Here is a 12,901-nt window from a genome sequence, read left to right as displayed (position 1 = left end):
AGCGGGGCCGGTGCACGAACGCGGCTGACAGCGCCGCGCGTACCGCGTCAGGGCGTTGCCAGGATCGAGACGATGCGGTTCTGCAGCCAGCTGGTGTCCTCCGCGGACATCTTGCCGCGCAGCAGCGAGCGGGTCTCGCGCGAGAACGCGGCCCAGAAGTCGCTGTCGTGCGGGTTCTGCTGGTGCATCTGCGGCAGCCTCTGGCGGAGATCGCTCAGGCGGATATCGAGTTCGTGGCGGGACATGGTTCAAACCTCTGCTTTCAGGCATCCGCGCGACGGTGGGACCATCGGCTTGCCGGGGAATCTGGTCGCGCTGCGCGGGACTGGCCGTGTGACACGGATGACAGGCGGGCGCGGCGCGTGTCCCAAGCTAGCCCCGGGATGTGTACGGCGGTGTGAAAAACCGCGTGGAATCAGCGGTTTGCGCGCTGCGCGTGTTCAGGCGGATGAATGGCGCCGCCTGTCTCACGGACTGAGACATGCAGCCGCCACCCTTGCACGGTGGAAACCGTCGACAAGCTTGCGATCCTGGCCGATGCCGCCAAATACGATGCGTCGTGCGCGTCGAGCGGTGCGTCGAAACGCCATTCGCTGGGCACCGGCGGGATCGGCAGCACCGAAGGCACGGGCATCTGCCATTCCTACACCCCGGACGGGCGTTGCGTCTCGCTGCTGAAGATCCTCCTCACCAACTTCTGCATCTACGACTGCGCCTACTGCGTCAACCGCGTCAGCAGCAATGTGCGCCGCGCACGCTTCAATACCGATGAAGTGGTGAAGCTCACGCTCGACTTCTACAAGCGCAACTACATCGAGGGGCTGTTCCTCTCCAGCGGCATCATCCGCTCGAGCGACTACACGATGGAGCAGCTGGTGGAAGTCGCGCGCAGCCTGCGCGAGGACCATCGCTTCGCCGGCTACATCCACCTCAAGACCATTCCCGACGCGGCGCCCGAACTGCTGGCGGCCGCGGGGCGCTACGCCGACCGGTTGAGCATCAACGTCGAACTGCCGACCGAGGCCGGGCTTGCCGAACTTGCGCCGGAGAAGAAGCTGCCCGGCATCCGTGCGGCGATGGGCGAACTGCGCTGGCGCATCGAGGAGAACCGCGAGCAGCGCCGCGGACAGAAGCTGCTGCGTGCGAAGCCGCCGCGGTTCGCACCGGCCGGGCAGAGCACGCAGATGATCGTCGGTGCCGACGGTGCCAACGACCGCAGCATCCTGCACACCAGCGACAACCTCTACGGCAACTACCGGCTGAAGCGCGTGTACTACTCGGCGTTCTCGCCGATCCCTGACGCCTCGATCCGGCTGCCTTCGAAGGCGCCGCCACTGGTGCGCGAGCATCGCCTGTACCAGGCCGACTGGCTGCTGCGCTTCTACGGCTTCGGTGTCGACGACATCGCACCCGCCGAAGCCGGCGGCATGCTCGATCTCGATATCGACCCCAAGCTCGCCTGGGCACTGCGCCATCCGGAGCAGTTCCCGGTGGACGTCAATCGCGCCTCGCGCGAACTGCTGCTGCGGGTGCCGGGGCTGGGGACGCGCAACGTGGACCGCATCGTCGCCTCGCGTCGCACCGGCGCGCTGCGGGTGGACGACCTGACGCGGCTGCGGGTGCCGCTGCGCAAGGCGCTGCCATTCCTGCTGCTGCCCGACCATGTGCCGCGCGGCGGCCTCGACAACCCTGCAAGGCTGCGCGCGCAGCTGGCACCGCCGCCGCGGCAGGCGGACCTGTTCGCGTGAGCGGCGACCTGTTCGGCGATGCGGTGACCGCGGCCGGCGCGGTGCAGGCGGTTGTCGATCCACCCTGGGATGGCGATGCCTGGCGGGTGCTGGCGCGCCAGGCGTGGTGTGCCGGCCTCGCTCCGGAAGACCTGGTCTGGGATGGCGACCCGCAGGCGATGCTGGCGGCCGGCCCTGCGCTGCAGGCGCTGCCGGCAACGCGTCCGCCGCCGCGCGTGGCGGCGGACTTTCCCGCGCTGGCCGCAGCGGTCGCCTGCCACACCGACCCGCAGCGTTTCGCCCTGCTGTACCGGCTGCTGTGGCGCATGGCCTCGGGCCAGCCGCGGCTGCTCGAGCGCGCCAGCGATCCGGATGTGCAGCGGGTGCGCATGCTGGAACAGGCGGTGCGCCGCGACAGCCACAAGATGAAGGCGTTCGTGCGCTTCCGCGAGGTGCCGGGGCGCGACAACCACTACATCGCCTGGTTCGAGCCGGCGCATCGCATCCTCGATCGCGTCGCGCCGTTCTTCGCCCGGCGCTTCGCCGGCATGCACTGGGCGATCCTCACCCCGTACCGCAGCGTGGCGTGGGATGGCGAGGCGCTGGCGTTCGCGGCGGGTGCCACCCGTGGCGACGCGCCGGCCGACGATGCGCAGGAGGCGCTGTGGCGCACCTACTACGCCAGCATCTTCAATCCGGCGCGGCTCAACCCGACGATGATGCGGTCGGAGATGCCGCAGAAGTACTGGAAACACCTGCCCGAGGCCGCGCTGCTGCCGACGCTGCTGCGCGAGGCCGGGCCGCGCGTGCAGGCAATGGCCGAACGCGCGCCGGAGCCGCCGCGGCGGCGCATCCCCGCGCCTGCGCCGGAACCGTTGCAGGTGATCGAGGGCCTCGACGCCCTGCGTGACGCCGCCGCCGCATGCCGGCGCTGTCCGCTGTGGGAGCCGGCCACGCGCACGGTGTTCGGCGAGGGGCCGCACGACGCACGGGTGGTGGTGGTCGGCGAGCAGCCCGGCGACGAGGAGGACCTCAGCGGGCGCCCGTTCGTCGGCCCCGCCGGGCGCCTGCTTGACCGCGCGCTGGGCGAGCTCGGCATCGATCGCTCGCGGTTGTGGCTGACCAATGCGGTCAAGCATTTCCGTTTCGAGCCGCGCGGCAAGCGTCGCCTGCATCGCAATCCCGATGTCGCGCACGTGCGTGCGTGCCGGCCGTGGCTGCAGCAGGAACTGGCGGCGCTGCAGCCGGACATCGTCGTCTGCCTGGGCGCCACCGCGGCGCAGGCGGTGTTCGGCAGCGGCTTCCGGTTGATGGAAGCGCGCGGACGCTGGCTTCCGCTCGAGGCCGCGCGCGGGCTGGCGACCGTGCACCCCGCCTGGGTGCTGCGCCAGCCTGACGCCGCGCGCGAGGCGGCGTATGCCGGCTTCGTCGACGACCTGCGCCTGCTGGTGGAGGCTGGCGCCACGCCGTAGTGGCGCCGGCGGCCGTGCTCTGCCACCCGTGCTGGCGCGATTGCCGGCGTCCCAGGCAGCCGCCGTACGGCCGGGATGCCCTCGCGGGCATCGCAGCGTGCGGCTTCACCGTGGATTGCCGGGGGCGGGAGGACACTCCGGTCACCCCACCCAGGAGCGACTTCGATGAAGCAACGTCATGTCCCCCACGTCCGCGTCGCGCTGCTGGCGCTGGCGCTGTCGGCCGCTGGCACCGCCGTCGCCCAGCAGACCGGCAATGCCGGCGCCATGCAGGCCGATACCAGCCATCACGGTGCCCACCAGGCCACGATGACCGAGGCGCAGGTGCGCGCCGCGCTCGAGGGCGAGGGCTTCCGCAACGTGCGCGACCTCGAGTTCGAACACGGCCTGTGGAGCGCGGATGTCGACAGCGCCGACGGCAACAAGATCGACGTCTATCTCGACCCGGCCAGCGGCGAGGTCTTCCCCGACAACGCCACCGCGCGGATCTCCGAGAACGAGGTACGCGCAAAGCTCACCGCCGGCGGCTACCAGCACATCGAGGATGTGGAGTTCGACGATGGCATCTGGAAGGCCGAGGCGCGCAATGCACAGGGCCAGAAGCTGAACCTGCGCATCGCCCCCACCGACGGGCGCGTGCTGCACGAACGCATCGACTGACGCCTCACCGGGTCGATGGTGGAAATGCCCGGCCAGCGCCGGGCATGTCCGTATGCGCGATCCGGGGACGGGCCGGTCAGCGCGCGAAGCCGCGATTGCGACCCCGTCCGCGCATGCGCAGCCATACCGTCTGCGCCACCAGCGCGATCGCCAGCGCCAGCGCGGCCCAGCCTGCGGTGGGTGCGTCATCGCCACGAGCCAGCGCCACGGTGACCGCGACGAAGCCCCAGGCCGCCGCCAGTGCGTAACTGAAGGCGCCGCGTAACGCCGCATTCGCGGCGAAGGCCAGCCCGGCCGCCACCACCAGCAGGCCGAAGCTCCAACCCAGCTGGTTGTCGGCCGGCAGCACGCCTTCCCCGAGCAGGGCCTGGGCGAGGTTGAGGATCGCCGCGATCGACAGCCACCCCGCATGCAACCCCAGCGCGGTGCGCGTCCACAGGTCGGCATTGCCACGGTATGCGGTCCAGGCCGCCCACAGCAGCGTGCCCAGCGCGATGAAGATCAGCAGCACGCACAGCCACAGCCATTCCTGCGAATACACCGGCATCCATACCGCCGTGCAGGCAAAGCCCAGCGCGGTCGCGGGGGCGATCCGCGCCAGCAGCCGGTCGCGCTTGCGCACGCCGGTGGCCTGGCGCAGCGCGTAGACCACGTCGAGCAGGAAGATCAGGCTCCAGATCGAGAATGCGTAGCCGGCCGGCTGCACCAGCAGCGGATAGCGCGACGAGATCTCGGCCTGGTCGGGCCCGAAGGTGCCCTGGTTGGAGAACCACGCCACCACCGGCATGGCGATGGCGGCAATCAGCACAAGCAGGCGCATGGAAAGCTCCTCCGGGACAGGCCCCGATCCTCGGCCCCCGTCCGCAACTGCGCGGTGAAGGCGGTCAGCGCAGCCAGGCCACCGCGATTGCAATGGCGACCAGCAGCAGGCTGGCGATGGTGCCCGCGCGGCGGGCATGTCGATGCATCATCGGTCACACCATGTCGAAGCGTTCGGAATAGAGATTCTTCGCCGGGATGCCGCGTTCGAGCAGGACGGGTTCCACCGCGTCGGCCATCGGGGCGGGACCGCACACATAGGCCAGCATCGTGCCGACCTCGGCCGGCAGGTGTCGTTCCAGCATGTCCGCGTCGATGTGACCGGCCTCGCCGGTCCATCCGTCGGGTGGATCGTCCAGCACGTGGACGACCCGCAGCGGCAGCTCGCGTGCAAGGACATCGAGTTCCTCGCGGGCGATGATGCTGTCGGCATCGCTGTTGGCATAGAACAGCCAGAGGCGGTCCTGGCCACGGCGCGCGCGCGCGGTGCGCAGCATCGACAGGAACGGGGTGATGCCGACGCCGCCGGCCACGAACACCGCGCCGTGCGGGGCGAAGCCGGGTTGCCAGGTGAATACCCCGTACGGCCCCTCGATCCAGGCGCGGCTGCCGATCCGGGTGCTGGCGATGCCGCCGGTGAAGTCGCCCGCCGGCTTGATCGTGAACCAGATTTCGGCCTGGTCCGCCGGCGAGGTCATCGAGAACGGATGCTGCTGCATCCGCCATGGCGAATCGCCGAGGGTCACCCAGGCGAACTGGCCGGGCACGAAGGCGAGCCCCGGGTGGCCGTCCGGGCGCAGCCGCAGGGTGGTGGCGCCGCCGGGTTCCGGCGCCACGTCCACGACCGTCCAGGGCCGCCGGCGTCGCTGCCAGGGGCGCCGGAGCCGGGTTTCGACGGTCAGCCACAGCGCACTGCCCACGACCACCACCAGCGCCACCTTCTTCCAGGCCTGCGCGGTGTAGTGGTCCACCAGCAGCACGTGCCCCAGCGCCAGCGCCACCACGCCGAAGGCCAGCACGCCGTGCAGTGCACGCCAGCGCTCGTACGAAAGCCCGAATTGCTGCCGCCACAGCGACGTCGCCAGCAGCAGGCTCACCGCGGCCAGAAGCAACCACAGCGATCCCGCCCGCAACAGGTCCTCGCGGGGGTCCAGCCAGGCAAGCTGCGATGGATCGGCGGCGAACATGGCCAGCGGATGCACCAGCACCAGCAGCCATGCGGCCTCGCCGGTGCGGCGATGGAACTGCAGCAGGTCGTCCTGCCCCAGTCCGCGCGCGAACCAGCGCTGGCGGCCCGACACCACCGCCTGCATCGCCAGCAGGCCCAGGCCGACGAAGCCGAGCAGTGCGGCGGCTTCCTTCAACCGGGTGCGGGTGGCCGGCAGCTCGCCTGCCAGCGCGATCGCCATCGGCAGCAGCACCAGCGCCATCCACGCCGCGATCCAGCCGGTGAAGCGCAGCCAGCCGAGGTTCACGGCCCGGCGTCCCGGGTCGGGCTGCGTCGCTCGTTGCGTGCAAGCCCCTGCCACAGCAGCCACAGCCCGCCCGCAAGGTAGGGGATGCAGCTCGGCACCCACATCAGGATGCCCGCCAGTTGCTGGTCGGCCAGCGCGGCGAGGCCGATTTCATGTGCGCGCACGGCATACACCGGGTACAGCGTGCGTGGCGAGAACGCCAGCAGCGCGCCCAGGAAACCCATCTGCATCATCACCGCCAGCAGCGCCACGACCCCGCCGCCGGCGCCGCTGCAGGGGTCACGCAGCCGCCGCCACGCCGCCGCCCAGAACCACATGCCGGCGAGCAGGAAGGACAGATGCATCAGGTGGTGCAGCGGTTCGCTGGCCAGCACCGCCTCGAGCGCACCGGGCAGGTGCCAGGCCCACATCACCGCACTGTGGGCCACCGCGGCCGGCACCAGCCAGGCCGATATCCGCATCAGTGGCGCATGCAGGCCGGCGTGCAGGGCGCTCGACCAGCGTCGCGGCAACGCGTAGGCGACCACCGCGAACGGCTTGCCGGCCAGCAGCAGCGGCGGCACCAGTGCCAGCAGCAGCATGTGCTGGGCCATGTGTGCGGCCAGCGACCAGGCACCGTATGCATCCAGCGGCCAGATCGCCGCCAGCGCCAGCGCCAGCATCCCGGCCCAGAAACCGGCGACGCCGGCAATGCTGACGCCGCGGCCGATGCCGGCCTGCCGCCACAACCCGGCGAGCCCCACCGCGTACAGCACCGCCAGCAGCACGAAGGGCACCAGCACCATCGGCGAGAGCGTCCACGCCTGCGCAAGCGTGGGCGGATGGGCGTGGCTGCCATGCGCAAACGCCGCTCCCGGCATCAACAACGCAAGGGCGGCAGTCACCGGAAACGGCACGGCGCGTAGGAGTCGAGGCATGCGCAACACGGTAACAATCCGGTCGGCTTCACCCTGTGCACGGCGCGTACACGTGGCACCGGCGGCGGATGCACTAACGTTCCCGGCCGTGCATGCCGGAAGCGGACCACACCGGCACGCTTCCACTTCCACACAACGGTTCCCGCGCAGGACGTCGATCGACTGCAGCCGATGCCGATGGCGGTTCCCGCCCTTCTCCGCGTGCGGGGAAGACTGCCGCCGGCGAAGGCCGGGGCGAGGCGAGGACGGCCCGCATGAAGGTTCCGCCAGTCACGCGCTTTCCGGAGACCCCATGTACTTCTGGCTGAAGTTCTTCCACATCGCGGCGATGGCCATCTGGTTCACCGGGCTGTTCTTCCTGCCGCGCCTGTTCGTGGCGTTCCAGCGCAAGGAGGCCGACGGCGAGGCGGCGTACTTCAACCCCGTCGCCAACGTGCTGTTCTTCCGCATCGCCACGCCGGCGGCGATCGTCACCATCACCCTCGGGCTGGTGCTGATCGCATGGCGCCCGGATGGTGCATGGCTGGTGCTGAAGCTCACGGTGGTCGCGGTGGCGGTGCTGTTCCACCTCTACTTCGGGCTGCTGCTGTACCAGCTCGGCAAGGGCAACGACCGCCACGGCGCATGGTTCTTCCGCACGCTCGGCTGGGTGCCGTTGCTGCTGCTGCTGGCGATCGCCGCGATCACCGGCGCCAAGCCGCGCACCCTCGGCGACCTGCCGCCCCCGCCAATGCATGGAGTCGACCGCGAGGACTGAGCTCCAGGGTGCGCGCGATCCACCCTGATTGCAGCGAGCCGTGCCCGGTCGCAGGCGTGAAGGACCCGCTTCCACGGCGGACACGCGCGCCGACGATGGAACCCATGCACCGAGGATCGGGTGATCGCCCACTCCACGACGATGGCATGGGCCAGGAGCAGTCACGCGCGCTGAGCGGCTTCGATGGGGTCGGCCTGCCCGTCGCGCGCACCGGGGGGTGTGCTCCCCCGGCCGGAGTCCGCGTCCGGCTACCACGGCCGGCCGCCGGCCATCCATGGCCGGCTGGGAGCACACCCCCCGGCGCACGCGACGGGCTCCGGCATTCGTCGGCTCCGGCACCAGGAACACAGCTGTTGCGGGCGGATCACCTGCAACCGACACGCTCTGGCGTTCGGCAGTCCTGCGTGGAGGTCAACAGCGGCCAGCTGAAATCGCCGATTGCCACGACGGCCCAACGCTCTTCGCCCTTGACCTTCTTCCCGTCGCGGCCACAGGTCGGTGCCCGCCGCGGACGCAGGGGGATGTCCAGCCGGCCATGGATGGCCGGCGGCCGGATGTGGGAGCAGGACGCGGAGATATCCGGCTGGGCATCCCCCTGTGGCTGTGGCGGGCCCCCCCGTTCCAGTCGAAACCGCCGCCGGTTCGACCGGAACGGCCGCTGCATCACTCCGCCGGCGGCCTGTCGTCGGCCTCGTGCTCGTGCGGATTGCCCTCGCCGTAGACGCCGATGCCGTGGCGGAAGCTCAGCGTGCCGCCCAGCCAGCCGGCGACCATTACCAGCAGCATCAGCACGCCCGACTGCAGCAAGCCCCAGGGCCATACCGCGGCGGCGGGGTCGGGCGCGCGCAGCCAGACACCCAGCCCGGCCATCGCGAGCACCATCACCGCGACGATGAAGTGGTTCCACGCCGAGACGTGCTGGCGCACCACCCGGATCAGGAACATGTCGGCGGTGCCGGCGATGCCCGCGACGATGCCGATCGCAAGGCCCACCGCGTTCAACCAGAACGCGGTCTGCGACCAGAACACGGTGTCGAACCACAGCGACAGCAGGTCCGCCGGGAACACCAGGCTCAGCAGCGCCACCGGATACACCACCAGCATCGGATGCAGCGGATGCTTGGCGATCGCCACCCGGCTGCGCACCGAGTGGGTGGTGGTGCTGGGCTTGGGTTGTTCGAGGGTCTTGCGCATCAGGCACAGGGGGGCAGCATGAGGACGGGAATCGTCGTGAAGGTGATCGCGATGCTGGCCAGCAGGCCGGAAAGCGCGGTGATCGCCGACGCGAAGCGCTCGCGGCGGGTGGCCACGTCGGGCTGTACGTCGCGACGCGCGTGCCGCCACGCGCGCAGCCCACGCACGCCCAGCCAGACAGTGGCCGCCACCGCCACGATGCCGATCGCGGCGAGGATCCAGGTGGCGATCTCCGCACCCGCCACGTCGCGCCGCAACACCTCCTCGGCGCACACCACGCCCTGCAGGCTGTAGACAGTGACGAAATGCACCGCCCACACCGCCCACGGGGCGGCGATGCCGGTCAGCCGGTGCGGCGACAGGGCCTGCATCAGATCACCCTCGGGAACACGTGGATCACCACCCAGGCAACCAGCCCGATGCCCACCGTGTAGCGCCAGAACCCGGCGACCACGCGTGGTTCGAGCGGGCGGGCCGCGGTCACGTAGCCCGCCCGCGCGCGTGCGGCCACGAACACCGACATCAGCACCGCGATCGCCACGTGCAGCATGTGGAAGCCGGCCAGGGTCCACACCACCGAGGCGTAGGCATGCGCCTGCGGCGCACCCACCGGGCCGGCCAGCGCCCAGGATTCGACCACGATGAAGCCGGTTCCGAGCGCCGCGGCGGCCAGCATCGTGCCCACCACCCGGCCGATGGCGCCGGCTCGCAATGCGCGTCCGGCCCACCAGGTGGCCGCGCCCTGCAACAGCAGCAGCCCGAGGGCGATGAGCGGCAGCGCCAGTCCGCCGAGTGCGATGCCGGCCGGTGGCCAGGCTTCGGTACCCAGCCACAGGTAGAAGTAGGCGAACACCAGCGACGCGAACAGCGAGCCGTCGATCAGCAGGCTGATCACCAGCGCCCACCAGCCCGGCGCGTTGCGCGCGCTGTACTGGGTCGGCAGCAGGCGGCCGTCGCCGATGTCCACCGTGGCCGGGGCGTGGCGGTCCCCCGTCGTCCACAGCCAGCCGGCGAACATGCCCAGCAGCGGCAGTACCAGCAGCGCGGCGCCCCAGTAGACCTTGGCGATGAAACACGCGAGCAGCGCCGCGATGTTGAGCGCTGCCAGCAGCGGCCACCAGGTCGAATGCGAGATCCGGATGACCTGCTCGGGCTCCGCGCCCAGCATGCCTGTGCCGATTATCTCGCGCCGGCCGTCGCGCGGGTCGCCGAGCAGGCCCTCGGCACGCGCGGTCTCGTCGATGAGCGCCGGGCGCGACCACACCGGGTAGCGGTCGTCGACCACCGGTATCGAGGCGAAGTTGTACGTCGGTACCGGCCACGCCAGCGCCCACTCCAGGGTGCCCGCTTCCCACGGGTTGCGCTGCGGTGCGCGCCGGCCGAGGCGGAACGACAGCCCGAGGTCGACCAGGATCGCGACGATGCCGGCGGCGAGCACGAAGCCGGCCGCCGTGGAGATCAGGTTGAGCCACTCGACATTGAGATCGGCGGGGTAGGTGTACACCCGGCGCGGCAGCCCGAGCAGGCCGGTGAGGTGCATCGGCAGGAACGCGAGGTTGAAGCCGATGAAGACCATCCAGAACGCGGTGCGGCCGATGCTCTCCGACGGCATCCGCCCACTGACCATCGGCAACCAGTAGTACAGCCCGGCGAACATCGGGAACATCAGCCCGCCGATCAGCACGTAGTGCAGGTGCGCGACCACGAAGTGGGTGTCGTGCGCCTGCCAGTCGAACGGCACGAACGCGAGCATGACGCCGGTGAGCCCACCGAGCACGAACACGAAGAAGAACCCGAACAGGTGCAGCATCGGCAGCCGGAACCGTGGCCGCCCCGCCCACAGCGTGGCGATCCACGCGAACACCTGGATGCCCATCGGGATCGCCACCGCCATGCTCGCCGCGCTGAAGAACGCCAGCGCCAGCAACGGGATGCCCACCGTGTACATGTGGTGCACCCACAGCCCGAAGCTCAGGAAGCCGGTGCCGACATAGGCCAGCACGATCCACGTGTAGCCGACCATCGGGCGCCGCGCGAACGTGGCCACCAGCATCGACACCACGCCCGAGGCCGGCAGGAAAATGATGTAGACCTCGGGGTGGCCGAACAGCCAGAACAGGTGCTGCCACAGCAGCGGGTCGCCGCCGCGTGGCACGTCGAAGAACGCGAAGTCGAACGCGCGCTGGATCTCCAGCAGGATGCTGGCCAGGATCAGTGGCGGGAAGCCGAACGCGATCATGAAGGCCATCACCAGGATCGCCCAGCAGAACAGCGGGATGCGCTGCAGCCCCATGCCCGGTGCGCGGGTGATGAGGATGGCGACGATCAGCTCCACCGCGGCGGTGACCGCGGCGATCTCGGCGAACGTCACCCCGATCAGCCAGAAATCCGCACCCAGGCCCGGCGAGTAGGTGCTGTCGGTCAACGGCACGTACATGAACCAGCCGCCATCGGGCGCGGCATCGAACAGGAAGCTGGAATAGAGGAACAGCCCGCCGAACAGGTAGCACCACCAGCCGAATGCCGACATGCGCGGGAACGGCAGGTCTCGCGCGCCCAGCATCTTCGGCACCAGGTACATCGCGAAGCCTTCCATGATCGGCACCGCGAACAGGAACATCATCGTGGTGCCGTGCATGGTCACGAACTGCGCATAGCGTTGCGGGTCCAGCACCTCCATGCCGAACCATGCCAGTTGCAGGCGGATGAACATCGACAGCATCCCGCCGATCAGCAGGAACGCCAGCCCGGTGACGATGAAGCGCATTGCCACGGTGCTGTGGTTGACCGCGGTCAGCTGCGCCACCAGGCCGCGACCGGTGCCCCAGATCTCCGCCAGCGCATCGAGCCGCCGGCGGTTCTCGACCTCGTCGATGCGCCCCGGGCCGTGCGCCGTGGTCATCGCAGGCCTCCCGCGGTCATGCCACCGCTGTCGCGCCACGCGCGCCACGCATCGGGCTCCATCACCTCGACGGCGAAGATCATGTGGGTGTGCTCGAGGCCGCAGAACTCCGCGCACTGGCCGCGCAGCGGGCGACCGCCGTCGTCGTCCACGCGCAGGCGCAGGGTGTTGATCCGTCCGGGCACGGCGTCGCGCTTGCCCCCCAGCCGCGGGATCCAGAAGCTGTGGATCACGTCCTCGCTGGTGATGTTGAATTCCACCATCTCCCCGCGCGGCAGGTGCAGGACCACGTCGCTGGTGGCACGCACGCGGCCCTCGTCGTCGCGGTAGCGGAACTCCCACTCCCATTGCCGGCCGATCACGTCGATCACGTGCCGGGGTGTCTCGTCCAGCCCGGTGACGCGGCCGCTGGTGGCGGTGCCCCAGACGAGGAGGCCGGTCAGCACCATGAGCGGCATCAGCAGCCCGCCGGCCACGATCAGGTGGGTGGGCCGACCCAGCGCACGCGTGTTGCGGCCGCGGAACAGCGCCCAGCACACCAGCACCATCACCAGCAGCCAGATCGCCGAGAACAGCCCGAACATCACCCACCAGGTCAGCGCGATGCCCTCGGCGGCGGGGCCAGCAGGGTCGAGCGTCGACTGTGGCCCCTGCACGCATGCGGCCAGCAGCGCGAGCGTCGCGCACGCAATCAGGAAGGAGCGGTGGTGTCGCCGCATCGTGGTCGGGTCGTCCTCATGCTGTCCCCGCGCCAACTGCAGGCGCCGTCACACGCTAGCGACGCCGATGGGCAGGGCGCGTGAACGTGGCATGCAGCCTGGCTGCTAAAAGGCCCGCGCTGAGTGCTGCGCGTGCGCTGGGCGCGGCCTCCGCATCACCGGCCAGGCGCGCCGCCGGCGCCCGGCGGTGGGTGCTCCGGATCGCAGGTCCGATTCCTGACGACCAGGACCCGAACAGCGGCGCGGCGCCCCTGGGGCG

The 12,901-nt window shown here is 70.3% G+C and carries 12 protein-coding genes; 4 read left to right on the top strand and 8 right to left on the bottom strand.

The features are described 5' to 3' along the window. Nucleotides 1-47 precede the first annotated feature (47 nt). A complete protein-coding gene (locus LDO11_RS10975) occupies nt 48-245 on the bottom strand; it encodes a hypothetical protein (protein ID WP_232141581.1) in 198 nt (65 codons plus the stop codon). A gap of 258 nt (nt 246-503) precedes the next feature. On the opposite strand from LDO11_RS10975, the gene LDO11_RS10970 reads away from it, so the two are divergent. From LDO11_RS10970 to LDO11_RS10960, 3 genes are all read left to right on the top strand, one after another. Then, nucleotides 504-1,748 (top strand): putative DNA modification/repair radical SAM protein, encoded by a 1,245-nt coding sequence (locus tag LDO11_RS10970; RefSeq protein ID WP_232141580.1) that lies wholly within the window; start codon nt 504-506, stop codon nt 1,746-1,748. A 41-nt stretch (nt 1,749-1,789) separates the two neighbouring features. Then, complete coding sequence (locus tag LDO11_RS10965; protein ID WP_232141697.1) at nt 1,790-3,199, top strand: UdgX family uracil-DNA binding protein; 1,410 nt, start codon at nt 1,790-1,792, stop codon at nt 3,197-3,199. Nucleotides 3,200-3,364: 165 nt separating this feature from the next. Beyond that, nucleotides 3,365-3,859: a PepSY domain-containing protein gene (locus tag LDO11_RS10960; protein ID WP_232141579.1), complete on the top strand. Its 495-nt coding sequence runs from the start codon at nt 3,365-3,367 to the stop codon at nt 3,857-3,859. A 76-nt stretch (nt 3,860-3,935) separates the two neighbouring features. Here the strand turns inward: LDO11_RS10960 and LDO11_RS10955 are convergent, their stop codons facing one another. The 3 genes from LDO11_RS10955 to LDO11_RS10945 form a co-directional block, all read right to left on the bottom strand. After that, a complete protein-coding gene (locus LDO11_RS10955; protein ID WP_232141578.1) occupies nt 3,936-4,679 on the bottom strand; it encodes a TspO-related membrane protein in 744 nt (247 codons plus the stop codon). A 154-nt stretch (nt 4,680-4,833) separates the two neighbouring features. Continuing rightward, nucleotides 4,834-6,153 (bottom strand): ferredoxin reductase family protein, encoded by a 1,320-nt coding sequence (locus LDO11_RS10950; protein ID WP_232141577.1) that lies wholly within the window; start codon nt 6,151-6,153, stop codon nt 4,834-4,836. Beyond that, nucleotides 6,150-7,037 carry a cytochrome c oxidase assembly protein gene (locus LDO11_RS10945; RefSeq protein WP_232141576.1) on the bottom strand — a complete coding sequence of 296 codons (888 nt, stop codon included), beginning with the start codon at nt 7,035-7,037 and terminating at the stop codon, nt 6,150-6,152. The genes LDO11_RS10950 and LDO11_RS10945 overlap by 4 nt, the downstream gene beginning before the upstream one ends. 325 nt (nt 7,038-7,362) lie before the next feature. Here LDO11_RS10945 and LDO11_RS10940 point away from each other — a divergent pair, with 325 nt between their 5' ends. After that, nucleotides 7,363-7,827 (top strand): CopD family protein, encoded by a 465-nt coding sequence (locus LDO11_RS10940; protein ID WP_129136875.1) that lies wholly within the window; start codon nt 7,363-7,365, stop codon nt 7,825-7,827. 663 nt (nt 7,828-8,490) lie between these two features. Here the strand turns inward: LDO11_RS10940 and LDO11_RS10935 are convergent. Genes LDO11_RS10935 through coxB form a run of 4 tightly spaced genes read right to left on the bottom strand, consistent with a single transcriptional unit; the run spans nt 8,491 to nt 12,642 of the window. Continuing rightward, a complete protein-coding gene (locus tag LDO11_RS10935; protein WP_232141575.1) occupies nt 8,491-9,021 on the bottom strand; it encodes a DUF2231 domain-containing protein in 531 nt (176 codons plus the stop codon). After that, entirely contained in the window at nt 9,021-9,392 is a 372-nt protein-coding gene (locus LDO11_RS10930; protein WP_232141574.1) for a hypothetical protein, read from the bottom strand. The genes LDO11_RS10935 and LDO11_RS10930 overlap by 1 nt, the downstream gene beginning before the upstream one ends. After that, nucleotides 9,392-11,923: a cytochrome c oxidase subunit I gene (gene ctaD / locus LDO11_RS10925; RefSeq protein WP_232141573.1), complete on the bottom strand. Its 2,532-nt coding sequence runs from the start codon at nt 11,921-11,923 to the stop codon at nt 9,392-9,394. Before ctaD ends, LDO11_RS10930 begins: the two co-directional genes overlap by 1 nt. Next, complete coding sequence (gene coxB, locus LDO11_RS10920; protein WP_129136870.1) at nt 11,920-12,642, bottom strand: cytochrome c oxidase subunit II; 723 nt, start codon at nt 12,640-12,642, stop codon at nt 11,920-11,922. The genes ctaD and coxB overlap by 4 nt, the downstream gene beginning before the upstream one ends. Between the last annotated feature and the right edge of the window lie 259 nt (nt 12,643-12,901).

Origin of the sequence: Alterluteimonas muca (assembly GCF_021191595.1) — a bacterium.
Classification (GTDB): Bacteria; Pseudomonadota; Gammaproteobacteria; order Xanthomonadales; family Xanthomonadaceae; genus Luteimonas; species Luteimonas muca.
This window is presented reverse-complemented; position numbering and strand designations above follow the sequence as displayed.

What these genes read in the sequence shown, in the direction of transcription:
- LDO11_RS10975 (WP_232141581.1), bottom strand. Translation starts at nt 245, where the DNA reads ATGTCCCGCCACGAACTCGATATCCGCCTGAGCGATCTCCGCCAGAGG.
- LDO11_RS10960 (WP_232141579.1), top strand. Translation starts at nt 3,365, where the DNA reads ATGAAGCAACGTCATGTCCCCCACGTCCGCGTCGCGCTGCTGGCGCTG.
- LDO11_RS10955 (WP_232141578.1), bottom strand. Translation starts at nt 4,679, where the DNA reads ATGCGCCTGCTTGTGCTGATTGCCGCCATCGCCATGCCGGTGGTGGCG.
- LDO11_RS10940 (WP_129136875.1), top strand. Translation starts at nt 7,363, where the DNA reads ATGTACTTCTGGCTGAAGTTCTTCCACATCGCGGCGATGGCCATCTGG.
- LDO11_RS10935 (WP_232141575.1), bottom strand. Translation starts at nt 9,021, where the DNA reads ATGCGCAAGACCCTCGAACAACCCAAGCCCAGCACCACCACCCACTCG.
- LDO11_RS10930 (WP_232141574.1), bottom strand. Translation starts at nt 9,392, where the DNA reads ATGCAGGCCCTGTCGCCGCACCGGCTGACCGGCATCGCCGCCCCGTGG.
- ctaD (WP_232141573.1), bottom strand. Translation starts at nt 11,923, where the DNA reads ATGACCACGGCGCACGGCCCGGGGCGCATCGACGAGGTCGAGAACCGC.
- coxB (WP_129136870.1), bottom strand. Translation starts at nt 12,642, where the DNA reads ATGCGGCGACACCACCGCTCCTTCCTGATTGCGTGCGCGACGCTCGCG.